General features: G+C 53.9%; 22 protein-coding genes and 21 other annotated features (1 of these 43 running past the window's edge). Of the genes, 7 read left to right on the forward strand and 15 right to left on the reverse strand.

Annotation, left to right across the window (positions count from 1 at the left end; translation table 11 throughout):
* Positions 1 to 653, reverse strand: a mobile genetic element (it extends 56 nt beyond the left edge of the window).
* Positions 52 to 516, reverse strand: a protein-coding gene (tnpA_5, locus tag STM3479) for a transposase for IS200 (RefSeq protein ID NP_462382.1). Within the gene, positions 52 to 510 belong to an annotated coding region; the region does not span the whole gene. (Overlaps the previous feature by 465 nt.)
* Positions 511 to 516: a ribosome-binding site (putative RBS for tnpA_5; RegulonDB:STMS1H003478), on the reverse strand. It lies within the feature at positions 1 to 653 and overlaps the preceding gene by 6 nt.
* A 158-nt stretch (positions 654 to 811) precedes the next feature.
* Positions 812 to 817: a ribosome-binding site (putative RBS for yhfL; RegulonDB:STMS1H003479), on the forward strand.
* Here tnpA_5 and yhfL point away from each other — a divergent pair.
* Positions 812 to 994, forward strand: a protein-coding gene (gene yhfL / locus STM3480; protein NP_462383.1) for a putative outer membrane lipoprotein. Within the gene, positions 824 to 994 belong to an annotated coding region; the region does not span the whole gene. It overlaps the preceding feature by 6 nt.
* A 144-nt stretch (positions 995 to 1,138) precedes the next feature.
* On the opposite strand, the gene trpS is transcribed toward yhfL, so the two are convergent.
* The 12 genes from trpS to yrfD form a co-directional block, all read right to left on the reverse strand.
* Positions 1,139 to 2,156 (reverse strand): tryptophan tRNA synthetase gene (gene trpS / locus STM3481; RefSeq protein NP_462384.1). Within the gene, positions 1,139 to 2,143 belong to an annotated coding region; the region does not span the whole gene.
* Positions 2,136 to 2,904, reverse strand: a protein-coding gene (gene gph / locus STM3482; protein NP_462385.1) for a phosphoglycolate phosphatase. Within the gene, positions 2,136 to 2,894 belong to an annotated coding region; the region does not span the whole gene. The genes trpS and gph overlap by 21 nt, the downstream gene beginning before the upstream one ends.
* Positions 2,151 to 2,156 (reverse strand) — a ribosome-binding site (putative RBS for trpS; RegulonDB:STMS1H003480). It overlaps the preceding gene by 6 nt.
* Positions 2,887 to 3,576, reverse strand: a protein-coding gene (gene rpe, locus STM3483; protein NP_462386.1) for a D-ribulose-5-phosphate 3-epimerase. Within the gene, positions 2,887 to 3,564 belong to an annotated coding region; the region does not span the whole gene. Before rpe ends, gph begins: the two co-directional genes overlap by 18 nt.
* Positions 2,899 to 2,904, reverse strand: a ribosome-binding site (putative RBS for gph; RegulonDB:STMS1H003481). (Overlaps the previous gene by 6 nt.)
* Positions 3,571 to 3,576, reverse strand: a ribosome-binding site (putative RBS for rpe; RegulonDB:STMS1H003482). Its footprint lies within the gene rpe.
* A gap of 5 nt (positions 3,577 to 3,581) precedes the next feature.
* Positions 3,582 to 4,418, reverse strand: a complete 837-nt coding sequence (gene dam / locus STM3484; protein NP_462387.1) for a DNA adenine methylase — start codon at positions 4,416 to 4,418, stop codon at positions 3,582 to 3,584.
* Positions 4,419 to 4,598: 180 nt separating this feature from the next.
* Positions 4,599 to 5,888 (reverse strand): membrane protein gene (damX, locus tag STM3485; protein NP_462388.1). Within the gene, positions 4,599 to 5,876 belong to an annotated coding region; the region does not span the whole gene.
* Positions 5,883 to 5,888: a ribosome-binding site (putative RBS for damX; RegulonDB:STMS1H003483), on the reverse strand. Its footprint overlaps the gene before it by 6 nt.
* Before the next feature lie 85 nt (positions 5,889 to 5,973).
* The gene (gene aroB / locus STM3486) for a dehydroquinate synthase (RefSeq protein ID NP_462389.1) occupies positions 5,974 to 7,079 on the reverse strand. Within the gene, positions 5,974 to 7,062 belong to an annotated coding region; the region does not span the whole gene.
* Positions 7,074 to 7,079 (reverse strand) — a ribosome-binding site (putative RBS for aroB; RegulonDB:STMS1H003484). Its footprint overlaps the gene before it by 6 nt.
* Positions 7,080 to 7,118: 39 nt before the next feature.
* Complete coding sequence (gene aroK / locus STM3487; protein ID NP_462390.1) at positions 7,119 to 7,640, reverse strand: shikimate kinase I; 522 nt, start codon at positions 7,638 to 7,640, stop codon at positions 7,119 to 7,121.
* Between the two features lie 464 nt (positions 7,641 to 8,104).
* Positions 8,105 to 9,356 (reverse strand): putative transport protein gene (gene hofQ, locus STM3488; protein ID NP_462391.1). Within the gene, positions 8,105 to 9,343 belong to an annotated coding region; the region does not span the whole gene.
* Positions 9,258 to 9,675 (reverse strand): putative inner membrane protein gene (gene yrfA, locus STM3489; protein ID NP_462392.1). Within the gene, positions 9,258 to 9,659 belong to an annotated coding region; the region does not span the whole gene. The genes hofQ and yrfA overlap by 99 nt, the downstream gene beginning before the upstream one ends.
* Positions 9,351 to 9,356: a ribosome-binding site (putative RBS for hofQ; RegulonDB:STMS1H003485), on the reverse strand. (Overlaps the previous gene by 6 nt.)
* Positions 9,649 to 10,136, reverse strand: a protein-coding gene (gene yrfB / locus STM3490; protein ID NP_462393.1) for a putative inner membrane protein. Within the gene, positions 9,649 to 10,122 belong to an annotated coding region; the region does not span the whole gene. Before yrfB ends, yrfA begins: the two co-directional genes overlap by 27 nt.
* Positions 9,670 to 9,675 (reverse strand) — a ribosome-binding site (putative RBS for yrfA; RegulonDB:STMS1H003486). Its footprint overlaps the gene before it by 6 nt.
* The gene (yrfC, locus tag STM3491) for a putative inner membrane protein (protein NP_462394.1) occupies positions 10,106 to 10,662 on the reverse strand. Within the gene, positions 10,106 to 10,645 belong to an annotated coding region; the region does not span the whole gene. The genes yrfB and yrfC overlap by 31 nt, the downstream gene beginning before the upstream one ends.
* Positions 10,131 to 10,136: a ribosome-binding site (putative RBS for yrfB; RegulonDB:STMS1H003487), on the reverse strand. (Overlaps the previous gene by 6 nt.)
* The gene (yrfD, locus tag STM3492; RefSeq protein ID NP_462395.1) for a putative periplasmic protein occupies positions 10,645 to 11,440 on the reverse strand. Within the gene, positions 10,645 to 11,424 belong to an annotated coding region; the region does not span the whole gene. The genes yrfC and yrfD overlap by 18 nt, the downstream gene beginning before the upstream one ends.
* Positions 10,657 to 10,662 (reverse strand) — a ribosome-binding site (putative RBS for yrfC; RegulonDB:STMS1H003488). (Overlaps the previous gene by 6 nt.)
* Positions 11,435 to 11,440 (reverse strand) — a ribosome-binding site (putative RBS for yrfD; RegulonDB:STMS1H003489). Its footprint lies within the gene yrfD.
* A gap of 80 nt (positions 11,441 to 11,520) precedes the next feature.
* On the opposite strand from yrfD, the gene mrcA reads away from it, so the two are divergent.
* Positions 11,521 to 14,097: a peptidoglycan synthetase gene (gene mrcA, locus STM3493; protein ID NP_462396.3), complete on the forward strand. Its 2,577-nt coding sequence runs from the start codon at positions 11,521 to 11,523 to the stop codon at positions 14,095 to 14,097.
* A gap of 95 nt (positions 14,098 to 14,192) precedes the next feature.
* Here the strand turns inward: mrcA and yrfE are convergent.
* Positions 14,193 to 14,804 (reverse strand): putative NTP pyrophosphohydrolase gene (yrfE, locus tag STM3494; RefSeq protein ID NP_462397.3). Within the gene, positions 14,193 to 14,789 belong to an annotated coding region; the region does not span the whole gene.
* Positions 14,799 to 14,804: a ribosome-binding site (putative RBS for yrfE; RegulonDB:STMS1H003490), on the reverse strand. (Overlaps the previous gene by 6 nt.)
* 263 nt (positions 14,805 to 15,067) lie before the next feature.
* Positions 15,068 to 15,073, forward strand: a ribosome-binding site (putative RBS for yrfF; RegulonDB:STMS1H003491).
* Here yrfE and yrfF point away from each other — a divergent pair.
* From yrfF to yrfI, 4 genes are all read left to right on the forward strand, one after another.
* Positions 15,068 to 17,211 (forward strand): putative inner membrane protein gene (yrfF, locus tag STM3495; RefSeq protein NP_462398.1). Within the gene, positions 15,079 to 17,211 belong to an annotated coding region; the region does not span the whole gene. (Overlaps the previous feature by 6 nt.)
* A 52-nt stretch (positions 17,212 to 17,263) precedes the next feature.
* Positions 17,264 to 17,269, forward strand: a ribosome-binding site (putative RBS for yrfG; RegulonDB:STMS1H003492).
* Positions 17,264 to 17,944, forward strand: a protein-coding gene (gene yrfG / locus STM3496) for a putative hydrolase (protein NP_462399.1). Within the gene, positions 17,276 to 17,944 belong to an annotated coding region; the region does not span the whole gene. (Overlaps the previous feature by 6 nt.)
* Positions 17,944 to 17,949: a ribosome-binding site (putative RBS for yrfH; RegulonDB:STMS1H003493), on the forward strand. Its footprint overlaps the gene before it by 1 nt.
* The gene (gene yrfH / locus STM3497) for a heat shock protein (protein NP_462400.1) occupies positions 17,944 to 18,356 on the forward strand. Within the gene, positions 17,955 to 18,356 belong to an annotated coding region; the region does not span the whole gene. (Overlaps the previous feature by 6 nt.) The genes yrfG and yrfH overlap by 1 nt, the downstream gene beginning before the upstream one ends.
* Positions 18,357 to 18,374: 18 nt before the next feature.
* Positions 18,375 to 19,259, forward strand: a complete 885-nt coding sequence (gene yrfI, locus STM3498; protein NP_462401.3) for a heat shock protein 33 — start codon at positions 18,375 to 18,377, stop codon at positions 19,257 to 19,259.
* Between the two features lie 109 nt (positions 19,260 to 19,368).
* Here yrfI and yhgE read toward each other — a convergent pair.
* Positions 19,369 to 21,090 (reverse strand): putative inner membrane protein gene (gene yhgE, locus STM3499; RefSeq protein NP_462402.1). Within the gene, positions 19,369 to 21,078 belong to an annotated coding region; the region does not span the whole gene.
* Positions 21,085 to 21,090 (reverse strand) — a ribosome-binding site (putative RBS for yhgE; RegulonDB:STMS1H003494). Its footprint overlaps the gene before it by 6 nt.
* Positions 21,091 to 21,403: 313 nt before the next feature.
* Positions 21,404 to 21,412, forward strand: a -35 signal (putative -35_signal for pckA; RegulonDB:STMLTH004596).
* Between yhgE and pckA the strand changes: the two genes are divergently transcribed.
* The gene (gene pckA, locus STM3500; RefSeq protein NP_462403.2) for a phosphoenolpyruvate carboxykinase occupies positions 21,404 to 23,077 on the forward strand. Within the gene, positions 21,458 to 23,077 belong to an annotated coding region; the region does not span the whole gene. It overlaps the preceding feature by 9 nt.
* Positions 21,428 to 21,436: a -10 signal (putative -10_signal for pckA; RegulonDB:STMLTH004596), on the forward strand. It overlaps the preceding gene by 9 nt.
* Positions 21,445 to 21,450: a ribosome-binding site (putative RBS for pckA; RegulonDB:STMS1H003495), on the forward strand.
* Positions 23,078 to 23,088 lie beyond the last annotated feature (11 nt).

Here is a 23,088-nt window from a genome sequence, read left to right on the forward strand (position 1 = left end):
CCAGCCGCGCCCTAACAGGCGCATACGATCTGACATTTGCATCAAACTTCGTTACTTACGGCCCGTAAACGGGCTGCCCGGATACGGGATCGATAATTGCTCACCCATTTTATCCTCTTCAAGCTGGTGCTTTATGTAGTCCTGTATCTTCGCCGTGTTCTTACCCACCGTATCGACATAGTACCCTCTGCACCAGAACTCCCTGTTCCTGTATTTGAATTTTAGATCCCCAAACTGCTCGTAAAGCATCAGACTACTTTTACCCTTCAGATATCCCATGAAACTCGACACACTCATCTTCGGCGGGATCTCCAGAAGCATGTGAATATGATCTGCACAACATTCTGCTTCCAGAATTCGTACGTTTTTCCATTCACACAATTTTCTTAATATGCTGCCTACTGCCCTACGCTTCTCTCCATAGAACGCTTGTCTTCGGTATTTGGGCGCGAAAACTATGTGATATTTACAGTTCCATCGGGTGTGCGCTAAGCTCTTTTCGTCCCCCATTGGGACCCCCTTTTGATTTCTTGTTGAACTTTTGCAGTTGCCAGACCGCAAGATGTTTTAACAAATCAAAAGGGGTTTTAATAACTGGCTTAAAGCTGAAAGCTTTCCGGAACCCCCAGCCTAGCTGGGGGTTTTCCATAGACAATAAAGGCCGCTTATTATTAAGCGGCCTTTTTAAATCATATCCCCTGGTAAAGATAAAGTCCTTATTTGGACTACCTGGATGATTCATTAATTGCTATCGTACTATACGCTAAATAGATCTTATATTTATTCCACCAGTAGTGCTCGTTTTATCAACAAGGATTTTGAAATGTTTAAATTTGTAAAAATTGCCGTTGTGGCAGGGGTTCTGGCGACGCTCACTGCTTGTACTGGTCATATCGAAAACAAAAAAAATAACTGCAGCTACGATTATTTGCTGCACCCTGCAATTTCTATTTCTAAAATTATTGGCGGTTGCGGCCCGGCTGCCGATCAATAATAGAAACGACTGCGCAGATACAAAAAAACCGGGATTTTCCCGGTTTTTTTACAGGTCTGATAAACGGTACGGCACAGGTGCCTTGTCCAACTTACGCTCGTTGGTAGGCCCGATAAGCTAGCGCCATCGGGCACGCAATAACCCTTACGGTTTCGCCACAAAGCCAATGGCTTCGTAAACGGCTTTCAGCGTTTCGGCCGCACGTGCGCTGGCTTTTTCCGCCCCGTCTTTCATCACCTTCTGCAAGAACGCTTCGTCGTTGCGGAAACGGTGATAGCGCTCCTGCAACTCAGACAACATTCCGGAAACCGCCTCCGCCACTTCGCCTTTCAAATGGCCATACATTTTACCTTCAAACTGTTTTTCCAGTTCAGGAATGCTCTGACCGGTCACGGCGGAAAGAATATCCAGCAGGTTAGAGACACCCGCTTTCTCTTTCACATCATAACGCACCACCGGCGGCTCGTCGGAGTCAGTGACCGCACGTTTGATTTTCTTCACTACCGATTTCGGATCTTCCAGCAAGCCGATCACGTTATTACGGTTATCGTCCGATTTGGACATTTTCTTTGTCGGCTCCAGCAGCGACATCACGCGCGCGCCGGATTTGGGAATAAACGGTTCCGGTACTTTGAAAATATCGCCATACAGCCCGTTAAAACGCTGGGCGATATCGCGGCTCAGTTCCAGATGCTGCTTCTGATCTTCGCCTACCGGCACCAGATTGGTTTGGTACAACAGAATGTCTGCCGCCATCAGCACCGGGTAATCAAACAGGCCGGCGTTAATGTTTTCCGCATAGCGCGCAGATTTATCTTTAAACTGCGTCATACGGCTCAGCTCGCCGAAATAGGTATAGCAGTTCAGCGCCCAGCCAAGCTGCGCATGTTCCGGCACATGGGACTGAACGAAAATAGTGCTCTTTTCAGGATCAATACCACATGCCAGGTACAGCGCCAGCGTATCCAGCGTCGCTTTACGTAGCTGCTGCGCGTCCTGACGCACGGTAATAGCATGTTGGTCTACGATGCAGTAGATGCAATGATAGTCATCCTGCATGTTTACCCACTGACGCAATGCCCCCATATAGTTGCCAATGGTCAATTCACCTGAGGGCTGTGCGCCACTAAAAACGATGGGCTTAGTCATTTTTTATTTCCTGGTTATCGCTATGCGGAAGCCCAAGTGCGGGCAAAAGATCGTTAAAACTGTCATAAATGACGTCCGGCTCGCTAAGAGCGATCGCTTCGCCATAATTGTAGCCGTATGTCAGGCCAACCGAAGGGCAGCCCGCCGCTTTTGCAGCCTGAATATCATTACGCGAATCGCCGACAAAAAGCATCTGCTCCGGCATCATGCCCAGCCGGCTTGCCACCAGCAACAGCGGCTCCGGATGCGGCTTCTTATTTTGCACATCATCGCCGCCGATAACCACACTAAAGTATTTGGCGATATCAAGCGATTCCAGCAACGGCGCGACGAACGGCGTCGGCTTATTCGTCACCAGACCTAATGACAATCCGCTGGCGTGCAGCGCGCCCAGCGTGTCGGCGACATGGGGAAATAAAACGGTGCCCTCTTCCGCCACTTCGCCATAATACCTGTCGAACAGCTTACGCAGAATACGTACCTGTTCCTCGGCAGGAATATCTTCATCAACGGGCGGTTTACCCATCGTCTTACGCAGCGTGGCGCGCTCCTCGCGAGCCCAGGTCAGCGCGCGTTCCATCAATACGTCTGCGCCGTTACCAATCCAGGTAATCACGCGCTCCTCGCCCGCGACCGGCAGTTCCAGCGCATACAGCGCCATATCCACCGCCGCGGCAAGACCCGGCGCGCTATCCACCAGCGTGCCGTCAAGATCAAAGGCGACGCCCCGAATATTCTGCAACTTATCCATGAGTTACCTTTGCCAGCTCACTGCGCATTTCATCAATCACTTTTTTATAGTCGGGTTTATCGAAAATTGCCGACCCCGCAACAAACATGTCCGCACCTGCTGCGGCGATCTCGCCGATATTGTTCACCTTCACGCCGCCGTCCACTTCCAGGCGAATGTCGTAACCGGACGCATCAATGCGGCGACGCACTTCGCGCAGTTTATCCAGCGTCTGCGGAATAAAAGACTGGCCGCCGAAGCCTGGGTTCACGGACATCAGCAGGATCACATCCAGTTTGTCCATGACGTAATCGAGATAACTGAGCGGCGTTGCCGGGTTGAATACCAGCCCCGCTTTACAGCCGTGTTCTTTAATCAGCTGTAGCGTGCGGTCAACATGTTCGGAGGCTTCCGGGTGAAAGGTAATGATGCTCGCGCCAGCGGCGGCAAAGTCGGGCACGATACGGTCGACTGGCTTGACCATCAGGTGGACATCAATAGGCGCGGTAATACCGTACTGACGCAGGGATTTCAGCACCATCGGGCCGATAGTCAGGTTCGGCACATAGTGATTATCCATGACGTCAAAGTGTACAACATCAGCACCGGCAGCCAGCGCTTTGGCGGTGTCTTCACCCAGGCGAGCAAAATCAGCCGACAGAATTGAGGGGGCAATCAAATACTGTTTCATCCGCTTCTCCTTGAGAATTATTTTCTTGCAGGCGTTGCGACTCCTGGTTGGTACAGAGCCAGCAGTTCGTCCACCTTTTTACGTGTGCCGCCGTTGCTGCTTATACTGCGTCTAACTTTGACGACATGCAATTTTGCGAGTTGATACCACTCGCGTGTGAGCGCCGTATCATGGTTGGAAATGAGCACCGGTATCCGGTTACTGACCAGATTCTCAGCGATTTCCGCCAGATGCGCTTGTTGCGTCAGGCTAAAACTATTGGTGTGATACGCTGTGAAGTTAGCCGTGGCGGACAACGGCGCATAAGGCGGATCGCAATAGACCACCGACGACTTGTCCGCACGCGCCATACTGTCTGCGTATGACTCACAGTAAAAGAACGCATTCTGCGCTTTTTCTGCAAAGTGGTACAACTCCGCTTCCGGGAAGTAAGGTCTTTTATAACGACCAAACGGTACATTAAATTCCCCGCGTAAGTTATAGCGACAGAGTCCGTTATAACCGTAGCGGTTCAGATATAAAAACAGTACCGCCCGACGAAAGGGGTCCTGGCAGGTGTTGAACTCCTCGCGGAGTTGGTAATAGACCTCAGCCTGGTTAGTTTCAGGCATAAACAGCTCGCGCGAAGCCTGTACATACTCGTCAGTACGTAACTTCACGATGTTATAGAGGCTAATAAGGTCGCTGTTGATATCGGCGAGGATATAACGAGAAAAGTCGGTGTTAAGAAACACCGATCCGGCACCCACAAAAGGTTCGACAAGGCACTCGCCTTTTGGCAAATGTCGTTTGATATCATCAAGCAGAGGGTATTTTCCCCCTGCCCACTTCAAAAAAGCGCGATTTTTTTTCATGCTGACTAACTAATTACACCTTCTCCGGCTGTGGAGAAAGCTCCGACAGCATCCTGCGCTTTAGGCTGTGCCGCGTTGCTTTACGGCGCATTTGACGGTAGCAAATGCGCCCCTCGCGCCTGTCCTGAACAAAAATAGCTGTCAGCGACACTCACAGGCAATTGCAGGACACAGCCTGGATTATTTCAGATCGGCCTGAACCTGATGCAACGGTTTTGCCCACGGGTTTTTCGCCTGCACATCGGCAGGTAAGGTGGACACCGCACGTTTAGCATCTTCTTTCGAAGCATACATCCCCGTTACCAGCACATACCACGGTTGTCCATTACGCGTCGTCTCGTATACCACATAATTTTTCAGGTTCTCTTTCTTCGCCCAACCGTTCAGGTTGTCGTAATTTGAAGAACTACTGAGCTGCAATGTGTAGTGGCTGGATGGCGCGCTCTTTAATGCGCCAACGTTGCCGGCGCTTTTCCCGCCGCCTGCGACAGGCGTCGTCGAGGCTTGCGCTGGCTTCGCGGTTTGTACCGGCGCAGCGCTTGCCGTCGCTGTCGGCGCAGCCGTCGTGGTGGTCGCTTTCGGCGTCGCGGCTGGCGCTGCCGGTTCCGTGCGTTTCACTGGCGCGACCGGTTTCTTCGGTTCCGCAGTGGTGGTTTTCGCCGTGGTCTGCGGTTTCTTAGGTTCAATGACGGCCTGTTTACGTTCCGGACGCGTGGTATGACGCTCGGCAGGTTCGCTAACCGCCGCCTGACGCGTCGTGCTGCCATTGCGAACTGGCGCGACGGTTGCAGGCTCTGTCGGCAACGTAGAGTTCACCGCAACATTGTTCATCTGCTCTGGATTCTGCGTCAGCGCATTATTCAGATCGCCCTGCACTTCCACGCGCTGCTGACCGTCAGCGACCACAGGCGACTGTCCCTGCGTCGGCGTTGAAGAAATCGGCGGCAACGAAATATCCTGCGACGTATTGCCCGCGGTTTGTTCTGCGGAGGTGGCGCCCGGCGCAGGCTGGGTCGCATTCGCCTGATCGGCGGCGTTACCGGAAAGATCGATACTCTTTTCGCCAGAGGCCGACGGCTCGCTGGAAGACGTTGAGGGGGCTTTCAGCGCGGAGCCGATACCGATAATCAACAGCAGCAGCACCAGCACGCCAACGCCCATCATCATGTATTGACGAGAGGCTGGCTTATGGGCCGCTTTTTTACGCTTACGTGGACGGCGTTCAACACGCTCTTCGTCCACCGTATCGTCTTCATCGGATTCGTACTCTTCTTCAACTTCAGGTTCTTCACTACGCGCTTTACGCGTACGCGTCGGACGGCGATCGTCGGCGTCCAGATCAACGTCATCAAAGTTGATCTGCGGTTCACTATCGCGTTCTGAAGATTGACGAGAACGACCAGTACGACGATCGCTGGGATCGGGTTTCAGCTCGTCTTCTGGTTTGAATTCATCCATTTAACACCCCACTCAAAGGTTAATGCTTACGACATTGCACATAACCTGAAGCTAAAAAACTGACATCTACGCAATATCAGTTTGACCTTTCTTGTTGTCACGCCTGCTGACAGTCAGCAATCGCGCTAAGAACGACTTCGTGCGACACTCCGCCGCGCACTTCACTTTTCCCTATGGCCAGCGGAAGCACTAAACGCAGCTCCCCCGCTAACACTTTTTTATCTCGCAGCATGTGCGGCAAATAGTCCTGCGCGGACATCTCGCAAGGGCCATTGACTGGCAACCCGGCCCGTTCGAGTAGAGCGATGATGCGCTGCGTATCAGCAGAACTGAACTGCCCTAAACGCTCGGATGCGCGTGCAGCCATCACTATACCTGCGGCAACGGCTTCACCATGTAACCAATTGCCATATCCCATTTCCGCTTCAATGGCGTGGCCAAAGGTATGTCCAAGATTCAGTAAAGCACGTAAGCCCGCTTCACGCTCGTCGGCGGCAACAACTTCGGCTTTCAGCTCGCAACAACGACGAATACAGTACGCCATCGCCGGGCCGTCCAGACGCAATAGCGCATCCAGATTACCTTCAAGCCAGGTGAAGAAGTCCGCGTCGAGTATAATGCCGTATTTGATCACCTCTGCCAGTCCCGATGTCAGTTCGCGTGCGGGAAGCGTTTTCAGGCAATCAAGATCGACAACCACAGAAGCGGGTTGGTAAAACGCGCCAATCATGTTTTTGCCAAGGGGATGGTTGACGGCGGTCTTCCCGCCCACGGAAGAATCAACCTGCGACAGTAAGGTAGTTGGCACCTGGATGAAACGAACGCCTCGCTGGTAGCTGGCCGCCGCAAAACCGGTGAGATCGCCAATCACGCCGCCGCCAAGCGCGACCAGCGTGGTATCACGACCATGCGGTTTTTTCAGTAACGCCGTAAACACCGTATCCAGCACCGTCAGGCTCTTATACTGCTCGCCGTCAGGAAGAATCACGCTGTCTACGTTAACGCCCGCCCGTTCGAGTACGCCGCGAACCTTGTCCAGATAAAGCGGCGCCAGGGTTTCGTTGGTCACTAACATGACCTGATCGCCTGATTTCAGCGGCAAGAATGAAGCTGGTTCGTTAAACAAACCAGCCGCGATGGTGATCGGGTAACTACGTTCCCCGAGAGTGACTGTAATCCTCTCCATGACGCGACATCCACCTTAGTTACTTGTGCCCGCTTACCCAGCGTATTCTGCTTGAATTAGTTGCTTTCCAGCATATGAATAATCTGGTTTGCCACAACCTTAGCGCTTTGATCGTCGGTGCGAATGGTGACGTCGGCAATCTCTTCGTACAGCGGATTGCGTTCGTTAGCCAGCGCTTCCAGAACTTCGCGAGGCGGTGCTTCAACCTGCAACAGCGGGCGTTTTTTATCACGCTGCGTGCGCGCCAGTTGTTTTTCGATGGTCGTTTCAAGGTAGACCACGACGCCACGCGCGGAGAGACGGTTACGCGTTTCACGCGATTTTACAGAGCCACCGCCGGTTGCCAGCACAATACCCTGTTTTTCCGTCAATTCGTTGATAACTTTTTCTTCACGATTACGGAAGCCGTCTTCACCTTCAACATCGAAGACCCAGCCCACATCAGCTCCGGTTCGTTTCTCAATCTCTTGATCAGAATCGTAAAATTCCATATTGAGTTGTTGAGCTAACTGGCGCCCAATAGTGCTTTTTCCGGCACCCATAGGCCCAACCAGAAAGATATTGCGTTTCTCTGCCATTTTTTCGGTACTACTAAGACTATTCGTTAATGGTAAACCCGCTTCACAGACACCCAGCGCAGCAGGACATGAACTGAAACCTCATAAGATATTGCGAGAGTCAGACTGAAAATTATCTCAATACTCAAGCGGGTTTGGCAACTGAATAAATCACCAAGCCTGATTGTTGCAAAACCCGAGTTAGCGTTGCCGAATGGCGACCAGAACAACATATCCGGCCTACAAATTGCTCTACTTTCAAACAATTGTGCGCAATCCGCAGAACCAATACGTCTGCATCAGCGGACATTCAGCCGTTTATCATCGGTCTTATGCACACCTTCGGCAAGGCAAAGCGCATTAATCAATGCGTAAGCAACGAAAAGCACGACTCTCAAATCGGTACTCCTTGTATGCTAAATACATCCGCACGTCAAATCCCGCAGATGCGTTCAGTGCAAAAACAGCGCTTTTTTATGCATAAATTATTCTGTCGCCACCAGTCTGGGGGTGATAAACACCACTAATTCGCGTCGCTCGTCCTCTTTACCGTCATGGCGGAAGAGCTGACCAAGCCAGGGAATATCCCCCAACAGCGGCACGCTATCGCTACCCGATTTATTTTTTCGCGAAAAAATACCGCCCAGCGCCAGCGTCTCGCCGCTTTTTACCTCTACCTGCGTTTCAATTTCCTGTTTATCTATCGCCAGCACTTCGCCGTCAGCCTGTTGTAGTACCTGACCGGGAACATTCTGGCTGATATGTAACTTCAGGCGGATGCGCCCTTTTTGCAAAACGGTGGGCGTCACCTCCATTCCCAGTACCGCTTCTTTAAATTCCACGGAGGTCGCGCCGCTTTCGCCGCTGGAAACCTGATAAGGAATTTCGCTGCCTTGCTTGATACTGGCTGGCTGTAGATGCGAAGCCAGCAGCCGGGGGCTGGCGATAATATCCAACAGCTGCTTTTGTTCCAGCGCTGACAGCTCCAGATCCAGCAAGCGTCCGTTAATGCGCCCGATGTTAAACCCGACGCGTGAGGTGGCGGCGGCGACAGATAAATCACTGGAAAGCGTCGTCACGTCACCCACCGAGCCCGCTTGCGTCGCGTCAGCCAGCGTCCACTTTACGCCCAGTTCCCGTAGACTCTTTTCGTTAATGGTAACGATATGCGCCGCCAGCTCCACCTGCGCCACCGGCAGATCCATTTGCGATACCCATTTTTCCAGCTCCGCCAAGGCCGCGCGGTTATCGCGCAACAGCAGGCGGTTGGTGCGCTTATCTACCATGATGGTTCCCTTCGCGCTCAGGAGTTTCTCGCCCGCTTTCGCCAGTTCGCCGGCATCGGCGTATTGCAGGCTAATGCTGCGGTTTTCCAGCGGTAAATTAGCCTGAAACCTTAACCGCTCGGCATCCTGCCGCGCACTGTGTTCTTTCTGCCAGGCCTGTGAATGAACATGGAGAATATTCCCCTCCTGACGTAGCACCAGCCCCGCGCTATTGACCACCGTCTGTAGCGCCTGTTTCCACGGCACATCCGTCAGATGTAGCGATAATGTCCCGCTGACGTCCGGCGACACCACCAGATTCTGCCGCTCCTGCTCGGCTAAAGTCTGCAAAACCTGCACCACAGGGACGTCATCAACCACCAGCGTCACTTTCGCCGCTTTTCCCGCCTGCGCGGCGGGCATCAAGGCTATCAGTATTATGGCTATCCATCGCTTCATTGTCCGCTCCCTGACGTAGCCACCGCCACTGCGGCGGCGCACAATTTTTACCGGTCGTTAACGTTAAGGTTTCCGCCGTCAGGCGGACAATCGTCCAACCGTTTTCCAGCGTCTGCCCTTCTTCCACTCGTCGCCATTTTTGCTGACTGTCTTTAAGAATGCCTGTCCATCGCTCGCCTTTACGCACCGCGCCCTGATACCGCCACTGCGAGAGTTCCGCTATCCGGCAGCGATCTTCCGGCGGGCGGAAGGGATCGCGCATTCCTGTCAACATCAGCAAACAAAAACAGAGCAATACACTGCGGCTAGCCTTCATTCGCCAGGCGCTCCAGTTGCAGCGTCATCAATAATTCCGCCCCCTCTTTACGCAATGAAAACCGACTTACGCTCATCTCGCTTTCGGCCAACCGGACAAACAGCGACGGCACCGCATCCCAGGACGTTTTCAGCGCCATTTCTCCCCCCTGCGCCGATGGCTGCCAGTGCAGCAAACGCAGGGGAGGCGCCTGGAAATCTAACGGCGAAAAAGGACGCGGATTTTCCACTGTGCGCCCGAAAAGCGGTTCAGCCGCGACGCTCAGACGGCGCAGATGACGCCACTGTTGCCGGGCGGCCTCGCGCTGCTGGCTTAACCGCGTTTGTTGCGTATCCAACGTTTTCCAGCCGGGATAGCCCACAGATAACGCAACCGTCAGCGTCAGGCACAGCACGCCTGCACACCAATAAAAAACCCGACCACGGCGCGACATCCCGTACCAGATATCAAAGAGCGCGTTCACGGGCGGCGCTCCTCGTTAACTGATAATGGAACTGCCAGCGCCCTTGCGCATCCTGCCGCGTGGCGCCCGTGCGGTTTAGCGGAAAACTGACATAGTGACGAAGTGATGTCTCAAGCGTGAGCAGGGCGTCAAACGTTCTCGCCAGCCCTTCCAGCTCTAGCGTCTCTTGCTGATAATTGAGGCTTGTCAGCCATGCCTGCTCTGGCAACAGGTTGGCAAGGTCAGTCAAGATAGATTGCCAGGCTTGCGTCAGTTCACGCTGCGCCTGACGTTGTAATCGCGCCTGTTGCTGCCGCTGACGCTGCTGCAACTGCGGTATGTTCGCCGCAAGCGCCGTCGTGCGTCCGTTTTCCGTCGTCAGTAGCAGCTCGTTAATCCTCCCCTCCTGCCAAAAAACCAACCGGGCGATCGTCGCGAGGCTTGCTATCAGCAGCAGGGACGCGCCCCATACCACGCACCACAGCCGCAGACGCGCTACGTAATGTTGGCGCCGCCAGGGGAGCAAATTGACAGAATGCGCCATCAGCGTATCTCCCCCATGGCTAAACCCAGCGCAATCGCAAAGCGATAACCGTCCGGCGGAACCGGCGGTTGGCGGACGGTAACGGCGTGCCAGGGGTCGAATTCGCCTTCGGCGCATAACGAAATATGTTCCGGCACGACGGATAACGTCGCGGCAAGGTCATGCAGCGTCATCGCCTCTCGCGCCGATTTACGTCCCCACGCATAGCGCGTCGCCCACAGCCACTGGCTCTCATCGCGCCAGACCAGACATTGCCGCCCCGAAGGTATAAACGGCAGCAAGCGCTGTAACGCGCAGGCATCGGGCGTTACAGCAGCGATGCGCACATTGAGCGTTTGCGCCAGCGTTAACAGCTCTGAAATTTCTTTGCTTTGCACGGCGGTAACGTTGAACGCAGGGCTTAGCGCATCGTCCTGAAAGTCGAAACGCAATAAGTCCGGATCCATATCCAGCTCACGCGCCATCGTTTGTGAAAGCCATGCGACTTGCTCACGTTCCCGCAGACGCATCGGCGGATGTGGAAAAGCGCGTTGCAATGTCCGATTTGCGGGAAAAGAGAGATAAATACGGTGACGTAGCGGCAGCTCGCGGCTCCAGGGTCGCAGTACGTGAGCCAGCGATTGCGGGTCAGGAATCGTACCCTCTGCCGTGGAGGCGTTCATCAGCGGCAGTCGCCACCAACGTTGCAGAGACCAGCCCGATGCGCCGTGAATAACGGCGATGGCCAGCGCTTCATGCTGCTGAATATGCAATCCTATTTGCCAGGTTTTAAAAGCCATAACGGTCGATCTCCTTATCACCCGTCGCGTTAACGGGTATATCAATGCGTCTGGCTTGCCTTTATACTACCGCGCGTTTGTTTATAAACTGCCCAAATGACACTAAATGGGAAATCTCCAGTGAAGTTCGTAAAGTATTTATTGATCCTTGCAGTATGTTGCATCCTGCTGGGAGCAGGCTCGATTTATGGCCTTTATCGCTATATTGAGCCACAGCTACCTGACGTCGCGACATTGAAAGATGTGCGTTTGCAAATTCCGATGCAGGTTTACAGCGCGGATGGCGAACTTATCGCGCAATATGGCGAAAAACGTCGTATTCCCGTTACGCTCGATCAAATTCCGCCGGAAATGATCAACGCCTTTATCGCCACCGAAGATAGCCGCTTTTATGAGCATCACGGCATTGACCCGGTAGGTATTTTCCGTGCGGCCAGCGTCGCGCTCTTCTCCGGTCACGCATCGCAGGGAGCAAGTACCATTACCCAGCAACTGGCGCGAAACTTCTTCCTTAGCCCCGAACGCACGCTGATGCGCAAGATCAAGGAAGCGTTTCTGGCGATTCGTATTGAGCAGTTGCTGAATAAAAATGAGATCCTCGAACTCTATCTGAACAAGATCTATCTCGGCTACCGCGCCTATGGCGTTGGCGCGGCGGCACAGGTCTACTTTGGTAAGACGGTCGACCAGCTTAGTCTAAGCGAAATGGCGGTTATCGCCGGGCTACCGAAAGCGCCTTCTACCTTTAACCCGCTCTACTCGATGGATCGGGCGATAGCGCGCCGTAACGTAGTGCTTTCGCGAATGTTAAGCGAGGGATATATCACTCAGGCGCAGTACGATCAGGCCCGTAGCGAACCTATCGACGCAAATTATCACGCGCCGGAAATCGCCTTCTCCGCGCCTTATCTGTCGGAAATGGTGCGCCAGGAAATGTATAACCGTTATGGCGAAAGCGCTTACGAAGATGGTTATCGTATTTACACGACCATCACCCGCAAAGTGCAGCAGGCCGCGCAACAGGCGGTGCGTAATAACGTGCTGGACTATGACATGCGCCACGGTTATCGCGGCCCGGCGAATGTGCTATGGAAAGTGGGCGAAACAGCGTGGGACAGTAAAAAAATTACCGATACGTTGAAAGCGTTGCCGACCTACGGACCGCTGCTTCCCGCCGTGGTCACCAGCGCTAATCCGCAAGAGGCGACCGCTGCGCTTGCCGACGGTACGTCCGTTTCGCTACATATGGAAGGAATGCGTTGGGCGCGGCCTTACCGCTCGGATACGCAGCAGGGGCCGACGCCGCGTAAAGTTACCGATGTCGTCCAGACAGGTCAGCAAATCTGGGTTCGTCAGGTGGATAACGACTGGTGGCTGGCGCAGGTACCGGAAGTGAACTCCGCGCTGGTTTCGCTTAACCCGCAAACAGGCGCGGTACTGGCGCTGGTCGGCGGTTTCGATTTTAATCAGAGTAAATTTAACCGCGCGACGCAAGCTTTGCGTCAGGTGGGGTCGAACATCAAACCGTTCCTCTACACCGCCGCAATGGATAAAGGGCTGACGCTCGCCAGTATGCTCAACGATGTGCCGATTTCCCGCTGGGACGCCGGGGCAGGTTCAGACTGGCGTCCGAAAAACTCCCCGCCGCAGTACGCCGGACCGATTCGTTTACGCCAGGGGCTGGGGCAGTCGAAAAACGTGGTGATGGTACGCGCCATGCGCGCCATGGGCGTCGACTATGCGGCGGAGTATTTGCAACGCTTCGGCTTCCCGGCGCAGAATATCGTGCATACCGAATCGCTGGCGCTGGGCTCCGCCTCCTTCACGCCGATGCAGGTTGCGCGCGGTTATGCGGTGATGGCGAACGGCGGTTTCCTGATCGACCCGTATTTCATCAGCAAGATTGAGAACGATCAGGGCGGCGTGATCTTCGAAGCGAAACCGAAAATCGCCTGCCCGGAGTGCGATATCCCGGTCATTTACGGCAATACGCAGAAATCTGACGTGCTGGAAAACACCAATGTGGAAGAGGTCGCGGTTTCGCAAGAGCAGCAAAACAGCGCCGTACCGATGCCTGAGCTGGAACAGGCAAACCAGGCGCTGGTCGCGCAAAACGGCACGCAGGAATACGCGCCGCATGTGATCAATACGCCGCTGGCGTTTCTGATCAAAAGCGCGCTGAACACCAATATCTTTGGCGAACCCGGCTGGATGGGTACCGGCTGGCGTGCGGCGCGCGACCTTAAACGTCGCGATATCGGCGGCAAAACCGGTACGACCAACAGCTCGAAAGACGCATGGTTCTCCGGCTATGGTCCTGGCGTCGTCACTTCCGTATGGATCGGCTTTGACGATCACCGCCGTGATTTAGGCCGCACCACCGCTTCCGGCGCGATCAAAGATCAAATCTCCGGCTATGAGGGCGGCGCGAAGAGCGCGCAACCTGCATGGGACGCCTATATGAAAGCCGTGCTGGAAGGCGTGCCGGAACAGCCGCTAACGCCGCCGCCGGGCATCGTCACGGTGAATATCGACCGCAGTACCGGACAACTGGCGAGCGGCGGTAACAGCCGTGAAGAGTATTTCATCGAAGGCACGCAGCCGACACAACAGGCGGTACACGAGGTGGGAACCACCATTATTGATAATGGTGAAACACACGAACTGTTCTGATCAAAAAAGGCGCTCCGGCGCCTTTTTTATTGTGTTTAGCGGATGACGGCGAACGGGGAGACAAACTTTCCGTTGGCTTGATCAACGCCGCGCCATCAGGCAATTCGGCCCTGCGCTTTCAACCACTCGCGTACCAGAAACAGCGCGCTGACGTTGCGGGCCTCGTTAAAATCGGGGTCTTCCAGCAGATCCATTAAATGCGCCAGCGGCCAGCGTACCTGCGGCAATGGCTCAGGCTCGTCGCCTTCCAGCGACTCCGGATAGAGATCTTCCGCCACCACGATATTCATTTTGCTGGAAAAATAAGAGGGCGCCATGCTGAGTTTTTTTAAGAAGGTCAGGTTATGCGCGCCAAACCCGACCTCTTCTTTGAGCTCCCGGTTCGCCGCTTCAAAAACGGTCTCGCCCGGGTCGATCAATCCTTTCGAGAAGCCCAGCTCATAGGATTCGGTTCCCACCGCATACTCACGAATAAGAATCAGATGCTCATCAACGATCGGCACAATCATTACCGCCTCACGGGTTGATGGTCGCATACGTTCATACACGCGACGCACGCCGTTGCTGAACTCCAGATCCACGCTTTCTACGTTAAACAGTCGGGATTGTGCGACGGTTTCCACTTTCAGAATGGTGGGTTTTTGTAATGATTTGCTCATTGTGAGAATCTTTGCAGTGTAATCTGTGGTCATTGTGCGACATACCGCACGGTTTCGGCAATGCGAATTGCCGTTTATTTACATTTATGTAACGTAATAAAAATTAATTCTTATTTCAAATTAAAAGTCAATAGGTTGAAATAACTCCAGGAATTTGCTGATATTCCGTTTTTGGTGGTATTGCTATGATTTGCCTTCACTGGGATGCGCTTTACAATGCTCAAGTTCAACTCCACGCTTGCCGATAGCCAACCACAGAAAAATGTTTATTGGACAGGGTGCGACTGACCACGCCTGACAGACTTAGTAAGATGGGGAAAGCATGAGCACCATTCTGATTTTTATAGCTGCTTTGCTGGCCTGCTCTCTACTGGCAATATGGCGGTTCCGGGTAAAGTCCAGACGAGGGAGCTTACCGTGGATCAGCGCCTTTCAGGACGCGCAAACGCGTAAACTGTTGCCCGAAGAGCGCAGCGCGGTAGAAAACTATCTCGATAACCTTAGCCAGATCCAGCAAGTTCCGGGGCCGACAGGCGCCAGTGCTGCGCCCATCTCGCTGACGCTGAACGCGGAAAGCAACAGTGTCGTGATACTAACCCACTCCATCACCCGCTACGGCATTACCACTGACGATCCTAATAAATGGCGCTACTACCTCGACTCCGTCGAAGTCCATCTGCCGCCTTTCTGGGAACAGTACATCAATGATGAAAACAACGTTGAGCTGATCCTCACGGATACGCTGCCGCTGGTGATCTCTTTAAACGGCCATACGCTGCAAGAGTATATGCAAGAGTCGCGCGGCTACGCGCTACAGAATACCGCCTCTACGCAGGCGTCGATTCGCGGCGAAGAGAGCGAGCAGATTGAGCTGTTGAATATCCGTCAGGAGACCCACGAAGAATATGCGCTCAGCCGCCCGGCTGGCTTGCGCGAAGCGTTGTTAATCGTCGCCTCCTTTTTGTTATTCTTTTTCTGCCTGATAACGCCAGACGTTTTTGTACCGTGGATGATAGGCGGCGCGATCCTGCTGCTGGCAGCCGGACTTTGGGGGCTTTTTGCGCCGCCGTCGAAAAGCGCGCTGCGGGAAATTCACTGTCTGCGGGGAACGCCCCGCCGCTGGGGACTGTTTGGGGAGAATAATCAGGAGCAGATTAACAATATTTCGCTGGGCATCATCGACCTTATTTACCCTGCCCACTGGCAACCCTACATTACGCAGGATCTTGGGCAACAAACGGATATTGATATTTACCTTGATCGCCATGTCGCGCGCCAGGGCCGGTTTTTATCCCTGCATGATGAAGTGAAAAACTTCCCGTTGCAGCACTGGTTACGCAGCACTGTTATTGCTATCGGTTCGCTGCTGGTGTTGTTTATGCTGCTGTTCTGGATCCCGCTGGATATGCCAATCAAGTTCACGCTATCGTGGATGAAAGGCGCGCAAACCATTGAAGCGACAACGGTAAAACAGCTTGAAAAAGCTGGCGTGCGGGTGGGCGATACGCTGCACCTGAGCGGTAAAGGAATGTGTAATATTCATTCCGGCGCGACCTGGAGCGGCCAGTCTAACTCACCGTTTATGCCGTTCGATTGCTCGCAAATCATCTGGAATGACGCGCCTGCGCTACCGCTGCCGGAATCAGACCTGGTGAATAAAGCGATGGCGCTAAGCCAGGCGGTAAATCGTCAGCTCCATCCAAAACCCGAAGACGACTCGCGCGTAAGCGCATCTTTACGCTCCGCGATCCAAAAATCGGGCATGGTATTATTAGATGACTTTGGCGATATTGTTCTGAAAACCGCTGATTTGTGCGCGGCGGAAGACGAGTGCGTGCGTCTGAAAAATGCGCTGGTTAATCTCGGTAACAGTAAGGACTGGAACGCGCTGGTGAAACGCGCGAACGCCGGCAAACTGGACGGCGTCAACGTGCTGCTACGCCCCGTAAGCGCAGAGTCGCTGGAAAATCTGGTCACGACCTCAACGGCGCCGTTTATTTCTCGCGAGACCGCGCGTGCCGCCCAGTCGCTGAATAGCCCCGCTCCCGGCGGATTCCTGATCGCCAGCGATGAAGGCAGCGAACTGGTTGATCAGACCTGGCCGTCAACGCCGCTGTATGACTATCCCGCGCAGGAACAGTGGAGCGCCTTCCAGCGTCTGGCGCAAACGCTCATGCAGACGCCATTTAGCGCCGAGGGCATTGTCACCAGCGTGTATACCGATGCCAACGGCACGCAGCATATCAGCCTGCATCGTATCCCCGATAAATCCGGCTGGTGGCGTTACCTCGGCACCACGCTGCTGATGCTGGCAATGATAGTGAGCGCGGTCTACAACGGCATTCAGGCGTTCAGGCGTTATCAACGCCACCGTACCCGTATGGCGGACATCCAGGAATACTATGAAAGCTGCCTCAATCCCAGGTTAACCGTCTCTCCGGAAAATCTCATCTGATAGCGCCGCCGTGCGACAGGGTATGCTACCCTGTCGCGCAAATTGCGTTACCCTGGAGTTCCCCATGCATATTGATATTGACTGGCAAAACGTGGATACCGTTTTGCTGGATATGGACGGCACGCTGCTCGATCTCGCGTTCGATAACTATTTCTGGCAAAAGCTGGTACCGGAAACCTACGGCGCGCAGCAGGGTATTTCGCCGCAGGACGCGCAGGAATATATTCGCCAGCAGTATCATGCCGTACAGCATACGCTAAACTGGTACTGTCTGGATTACTGGAGCGAGCGTCTGGGTCTGGATATTTGCGCCATGACGACGGCGCAAGGGCCGCGCGCCGTTTTGCGCGACGATACCGTACCGTTTCTGAATGCGTTAAAAGCCAGCGGAAAACGTCGGATTCTGCTCACCAATGCGCATCCACATAACCTGGCGGTGAAGCTGGAGCATACCGGTCTGGCCTCACACCTTGATTTATTACTTTCCACCCACACATTTGGTTATCCCAAAGAGGATCAGCGGTTATGGCGCGCTGTCACTGAGGAAACGGGAATAAGCGCAGAGAAAACGCTGTTTATCGATGACAGCGAACCGATTCTCGACGCCGCCGCCCGGTTTGGTATTCGCTACTGTCTTGGCGTGACGAATCCTGATTCCGGCCTGGCGGAAAAGCACTATACGCGCCATCCGTCCCTGAACGACTACCGCCGTCTGATCCCCTCGCTGATGTGAAGGAGACGCCATGAAAGAAAAGTCCTCCGTTGAGGTCAGACTGGATAAATGGCTGTGGGCCGCGCGTTTTTATAAAACCCGCGCGATGGCCCGCGAGATGATTGAAGGCGGTAAGGTGCATTACAACGGCCAGCGCAGTAAGCCGAGCAAAATCGTCGAGCTGAACGCAACCCTTACCCTGCGTCAGGGAAATGACGAACGGACGGTGATCGTTAAAGCCATCACCGAACAGCGCCGTCCGGCCAGCGAAGCCGTCGCTCTGTATGAAGAGACGGCGGAAAGCGTGGAAAAACGCGAAAAAATGGCGCAGGCGCGCAAGCTTAACGCCCTGACCATGCCGCATCCGGACAGGCGACCGGACAAGAAAGAGCGCCGCGACCTGTTACGATTTAAACACGGCGACAGCGAATAACTGTCACCCGCAAGAGAGATGATTATGCCGCAACATGACCAATTACATCGTTATCTGTTTGAAAACTTTGCCGTTCGCGGCGAGCTGGTAACCGTTTCGGAAACCTTGCAACAGATCCTCGACAATCATAACTATCCGCAGCCGGTGAAAACCGTACTGGCCGAACTGCTGGTCGCCACTAGCCTACTGACCGCGACGCTGAAGTTTGCTGGTGACATTACGGTACAGCTCCAGGGCGACGGGCCGTTAAGCCTGGCGGTGATCAATGGCAATAATCAGCAGCAGATGCGCGGCGTAGCTCGCGTTCAGGGCGATATCCCTGACAATGCGGATCTCAAAACGCTGGTTGGCAACGGCTATCTGGTGATCACCATTACGCCGGAAGAGGGTGAACGCTATCAGGGCGTGGTGGGTCTGGAAGGCGATACTCTGGCGGCGTGCCTGGAAGATTACTTCCTGCGCTCCGAGCAGTTGCCGACGCGCCTGTTTATCCGTACCGGCGATGTCGACGGTAAACCGGCGGCAGGTGGAATGTTGCTTCAGGTGATGCCGGCACAGAACGCGCAGGCGGAGGATTTCGACCATCTGGCTATGTTGACGGAAACCATTAAAAGCGAAGAGCTGCTGACGTTACCGGCAAATGACGTGCTGTGGCGTTTGTATCACGAAGAAGAAGTCACGCTCTACGATCCGCAAAATGTTGAATTCAAATGCACCTGTTCACGCGAACGTTGCGCGGGCGCGCTGAAAACATTGCCGGATGAAGAAGTGGACAGCATTCTGGCGGAAGAAGGCGAAATCGATATGCACTGCGATTACTGCGGCAATCATTACCTGTTCAATGCGATGGATATCGCGGAGATCCGTAACAACGCCTCTCCTGCCGATCCACAGGTTCATTAATCGCCTTTCAGTCGACAACATCATTGCCTGATGGCGCTCGCTTATCTGGCCTACAGCATCCCGCTCCGTAGGCCGGATAAGGCATTTATGCCGCCATCCGGCAAAAAGCTTACTCGTTGTAGTAATCCACATCCAACCGCTGACCATCAACAATGATATCGCGCCAGGCTTTGGGGGCTGAGTCTAACCGATGCCCGGCAATCGCGTGCAACAGTTGCGTCTTAGAAAACCCGTCCGGCAGTCGGGCGAACGCTTTCTGCGTCCATTTCCCCTCTTTTAAGCCGTAGACCTGGCTCTCGGCAACAATAAAGTTATACAGCACCTGCTCAGGCTGACCGTCGCCGTTAAGATCCTGACTCACCAGCACGCAGGCATCCGGTTCAAGGCAGGAATCGTCCGAATAACTCTGCTCTTTGACAAACGCCCAAAATGCGGCATCCGGCTTCTGGCTACCGGGCGCAATCATCACCACCCGCGCTAAATCGTCCGCCGTCGGAGAGACCTTATTTCTCTGCAAAAACGTCATCAGTTCACGATTGCGCTTTCTGTTCTGCGTAAACGCCTCGTCATCCCGCAACGATTTCAGCGCTTCCTGGCCAGGTTTGCCGCTGTGATCCAGCATATACAGGCTGATCTGATCCGCAGTAATTTTACCACTATGGTAACGCGCCATATGGCTGTTGACGCTAATACGCCAGACATCAAGTACAGGCGAGGCCAGCAACAGCAATATCACCAGCGTCAACAAAGAGACGCTCAGTATCACCTTGCCTTGCCACTCACCAGGGTCGCGTCCGCGGCGTAACAGACCGATCAGATAACCGAAGGACCATACCAGCAAGACAGACACCGTCAGCGCACCATACAGACGATCCGGCGTCCAACCGTATTGCTGAATGCGTACCCATAACGCCCAGCCCGCCAGCAGCATATATATCGGGGCAACGCACAGCGAGGCGCTAATCATGCCGCGTAGTACGCGCGGATAGGGTAATACGCGCTTTTGCGGTTCGTTGACAATCGCCACGAGGAGCAGCAGCATCAGCGTCAGCGTGGATAGCAGCCCCGCAGCGGAAACACGCGCAGAAATCGCCTCCAGTCCGGTAAAGGGTAACGTCACAATAAACAGCAATGCCAGCAGCGACACCACTGGCAGTAAACCCGTCGCGATCAGCGTCAGCAGCTTTTGCACCGCCGCCACAAGGCGCGACTGCGTGCGGGCGAGAATGACCGCCAGCGCCGTAATCAGGCCGATGGTCACATAAATAAAGGCTTCAGTTTCAAAGAAAAGGGTGCTGAAAAAGCGGATGCCCACCAGCCTGAATAGCGCGCTCCAGAGCAGAAGCACCAGCCAGAACAGTCCGTTAGCGACCAGGACGATAAACAATGTCAGTACGTTATGCCATAACCGCAGATAAAACTGGGGATAACGCGCCGAACCGGTTTGCGAATGTAACTGATATTGCATCCAGGGTAAGACCAGCATCGCCATCAACACAAGCCGGAGACCATACAGCCAGAGGAGCTCGGCCAGGCGCCATTTCTCCACCGTCTCAACCTGCCATTTCAGCCAGCCGCTCATTGCCAGCACGACCACAAAGATCAGCCCCAGCCAGCCCCACAGCGCGCGCTGTTTAAAAGAGACCACGGTAAGCAATAGCATTGACGACAACGCTATCGTCGCAGGCATACCATAGAACAGCCAGTCGCTATTTTGTGGTACCAGCCAGGCCATCAGCAGGTAGCACAAGACGCCCTGCAGCAAACCGGTGAGCAACATCCCCCAGCGAGTAGTATGTGAAAGCGCTACACTTTCCATGTCGTTATCCAGAATGATGAGAAAGCCGCATTATTGCACCATCTGTTCACCGCCAGGCGTCGTCATGCATAATTCAGAAAAAAACGCAGAGAGGTGAATCGATATTGTTAATGTTGGTGTTACGTAACTTTCTTACATGAATGCGATTACAGTCACATTATGTCGGTCAAAAACACTTCCTTTTAACGTTTTCAGAACATTTTCCACAACAAAAGTAGGTTTCCTGCCATAATAACCGCCGCTGCGTGACAGGAGTCACAGTGTTTTTCGTCAATCGTGATTTTGTCCAGATACGTAAATCTATGAGCCTTGTCGCGGTTAACCAACCTCAAAAAACCTTACTATTTTCGGTAATATATATTGGCTAAGGAGCAGTGATATGCGCGTTAACAATTTAACCCCGCAAGATCTCAAGGCTTATGGTATCAACGACGTCCAGGATATCGTTTACAATCCCAGCTACGACACCCTTTATCAGGAAGAACTTAATCCTGGTCTGGAAGGCTATGAGCGTGGCGTGTTAACTAACCTGGGCGCTGTTGCCGTTGATACCGGTATTTTTACCGGTCGTTCGCCTAAGGATAAGTATATTGTTCGCGACGACACCACGCGTGATACGCTGTGGTGGTCCGATAAGGGTAAAGGTAAAAACGATAATAAGCCGCTTTCCCAGGAAACCTGGCAACACCTGAAAGGTCTGGTGACGCATCAGCTTTCTGGTAAACGCTTATTCATTGTTGATGCGTTCTGCGGCGCAAATGCCGATACGCGTCTTTCCGTGCGCTTTATTACGGAAGTCGCCTGGCAGGCCCACTTCGTTAAAAATATGTTCATTCGCCCAACGGACGAAGAGCTGGTAGGCTTCAAACCTGACTTTATTGTCATGAACGGCGCGAAGTGCACCAACCCGCAGTGGAAAGAGCAAGGGCTGAACTCGGAAAACTTCGTGGCGTTCAACCTGACTGAACGTATTCAGCTTATTGGCGGCACCTGGTACGGCGGCGAAATGAAAAAAGGGATGTTCTCGGTAATGAACTACCTGCTGCCGCTCAAAGGTATCGCCTCAATGCACTGTTCCGCCAACGTGGGTGAAAAAGGCGATGTCGCGGTCTTCTTCGGCCTTTCCGGTACCGGAAAAACCACTCTCTCCACCGACCCGAAACGTCGTCTGATTGGCGATGATGAGCACGGTTGGGATGACGACGGCGTGTTCAATTTTGAAGGCGGCTGCTACGCCAAAACCATCAAACTGTCGAAAGAAGCGGAGCCAGAAATTTATCATGCGATTCGCCGTGATGCGCTGCTGGAAAACGTCACCGTGCGCGAAGACGGCACCGTTGATTTCGACGATGGTTCCAAAACCGAAAACACCCGCGTCTCTTACCCGATCTATCATATCGATAACATCGTTAAGCCCGTGTCCAAAGCAGGTCACGCCACCAAGGTTATCTTCCTGACGGCGGACGCCTTCGGCGTGTTGCCGCCGGTTTCCCGTTTAACCGCTAACCAGACGCAGTACCACTTCCTGTCAGGTTTCACCGCTAAACTGGCCGGCACCGAACGCGGCGTCACCGAACCGACCCCCACCTTCTCCGCCTGCTTCGGCGCCGCGTTCCTGACGCTGCACCCAACGCAGTATGCTGAGGTGCTGGTGAAACGTATGCAGGCAGCAGGCGCGCAGGCTTATCTGGTTAACACCGGCTGGAATGGCACCGGCAAACGTATCTCCATCAAAGATACGCGCGCAATTATCGACGCCATTCTGAACGGTTCTCTTGATAACGCGGAAACCTTCCGTCTGCCGCTGTTCGATCTGGCGATCCCGACTGAACTGCCAGGCGTGGATACCCACATTCTCGACCCGCGTAACACCTACGCGTCGCCGGAACAATGGCAGGAAAAAGCCACCGCGCTGGCGAAACTGTTCATTGAGAACTTCGAGAAGTATACGGATACCCCGGCAGGCGAAGCGCTGGTTAGCGCCGGACCGAAGCTGTAAGGAACAGGCCG

Origin of the sequence: Salmonella enterica subsp. enterica serovar Typhimurium str. LT2 (assembly GCF_000006945.2) — a bacterium.
In the GTDB taxonomy this organism is placed as follows: domain Bacteria; phylum Pseudomonadota; class Gammaproteobacteria; order Enterobacterales; family Enterobacteriaceae; genus Salmonella; species Salmonella enterica.

Bases quoted from the DNA above. Each gene is read 5' to 3' on its own strand.
- yrfF (NP_462398.1), top strand. From the start codon at position 15,079: ATGAGCACCATTCTGATTTTTATAGCTGCTTTGCTGGCCTGCTCTCTA.
- aroB (NP_462389.1), bottom strand. From the start codon at position 7,062: ATGGAGAGGATTACAGTCACTCTCGGGGAACGTAGTTACCCGATCACC.
- yrfI (NP_462401.3), top strand. From the start codon at position 18,375: ATGATTATGCCGCAACATGACCAATTACATCGTTATCTGTTTGAAAAC.
- yrfA (NP_462392.1), bottom strand. From the start codon at position 9,659: ATGAAGGCTAGCCGCAGTGTATTGCTCTGTTTTTGTTTGCTGATGTTG.
- yhfL (NP_462383.1), top strand. From the start codon at position 824: ATGTTTAAATTTGTAAAAATTGCCGTTGTGGCAGGGGTTCTGGCGACG.
- yhgE (NP_462402.1), bottom strand. From the start codon at position 21,078: ATGGAAAGTGTAGCGCTTTCACATACTACTCGCTGGGGGATGTTGCTC.
- pckA (NP_462403.2), top strand. From the start codon at position 21,458: ATGCGCGTTAACAATTTAACCCCGCAAGATCTCAAGGCTTATGGTATC.
- rpe (NP_462386.1), bottom strand. From the start codon at position 3,564: ATGAAACAGTATTTGATTGCCCCCTCAATTCTGTCGGCTGATTTTGCT.
- yrfG (NP_462399.1), top strand. From the start codon at position 17,276: ATGCATATTGATATTGACTGGCAAAACGTGGATACCGTTTTGCTGGAT.
- gph (NP_462385.1), bottom strand. From the start codon at position 2,894: ATGGATAAGTTGCAGAATATTCGGGGCGTCGCCTTTGATCTTGACGGC.
- yrfD (NP_462395.1), bottom strand. From the start codon at position 11,424: ATGGCTTTTAAAACCTGGCAAATAGGATTGCATATTCAGCAGCATGAA.
- tnpA_5 (NP_462382.1), bottom strand. From the start codon at position 510: ATGGGGGACGAAAAGAGCTTAGCGCACACCCGATGGAACTGTAAATAT.
- yrfE (NP_462397.3), bottom strand. From the start codon at position 14,789: ATGACCACAGATTACACTGCAAAGATTCTCACAATGAGCAAATCATTA.
- yrfC (NP_462394.1), bottom strand. From the start codon at position 10,645: ATGGCGCATTCTGTCAATTTGCTCCCCTGGCGGCGCCAACATTACGTA.
- dam (NP_462387.1), bottom strand. From the start codon at position 4,418: ATGAAAAAAAATCGCGCTTTTTTGAAGTGGGCAGGGGGAAAATACCCT.
- damX (NP_462388.1), bottom strand. From the start codon at position 5,876: ATGGATGAATTCAAACCAGAAGACGAGCTGAAACCCGATCCCAGCGAT.
- hofQ (NP_462391.1), bottom strand. From the start codon at position 9,343: ATGAAGCGATGGATAGCCATAATACTGATAGCCTTGATGCCCGCCGCG.
- trpS (NP_462384.1), bottom strand. From the start codon at position 2,143: ATGACTAAGCCCATCGTTTTTAGTGGCGCACAGCCCTCAGGTGAATTG.
- yrfH (NP_462400.1), top strand. From the start codon at position 17,955: ATGAAAGAAAAGTCCTCCGTTGAGGTCAGACTGGATAAATGGCTGTGG.
- aroK (NP_462390.1), bottom strand. From the start codon at position 7,640: ATGGCAGAGAAACGCAATATCTTTCTGGTTGGGCCTATGGGTGCCGGA.
- mrcA (NP_462396.3), top strand. From the start codon at position 11,521: ATGACACTAAATGGGAAATCTCCAGTGAAGTTCGTAAAGTATTTATTG.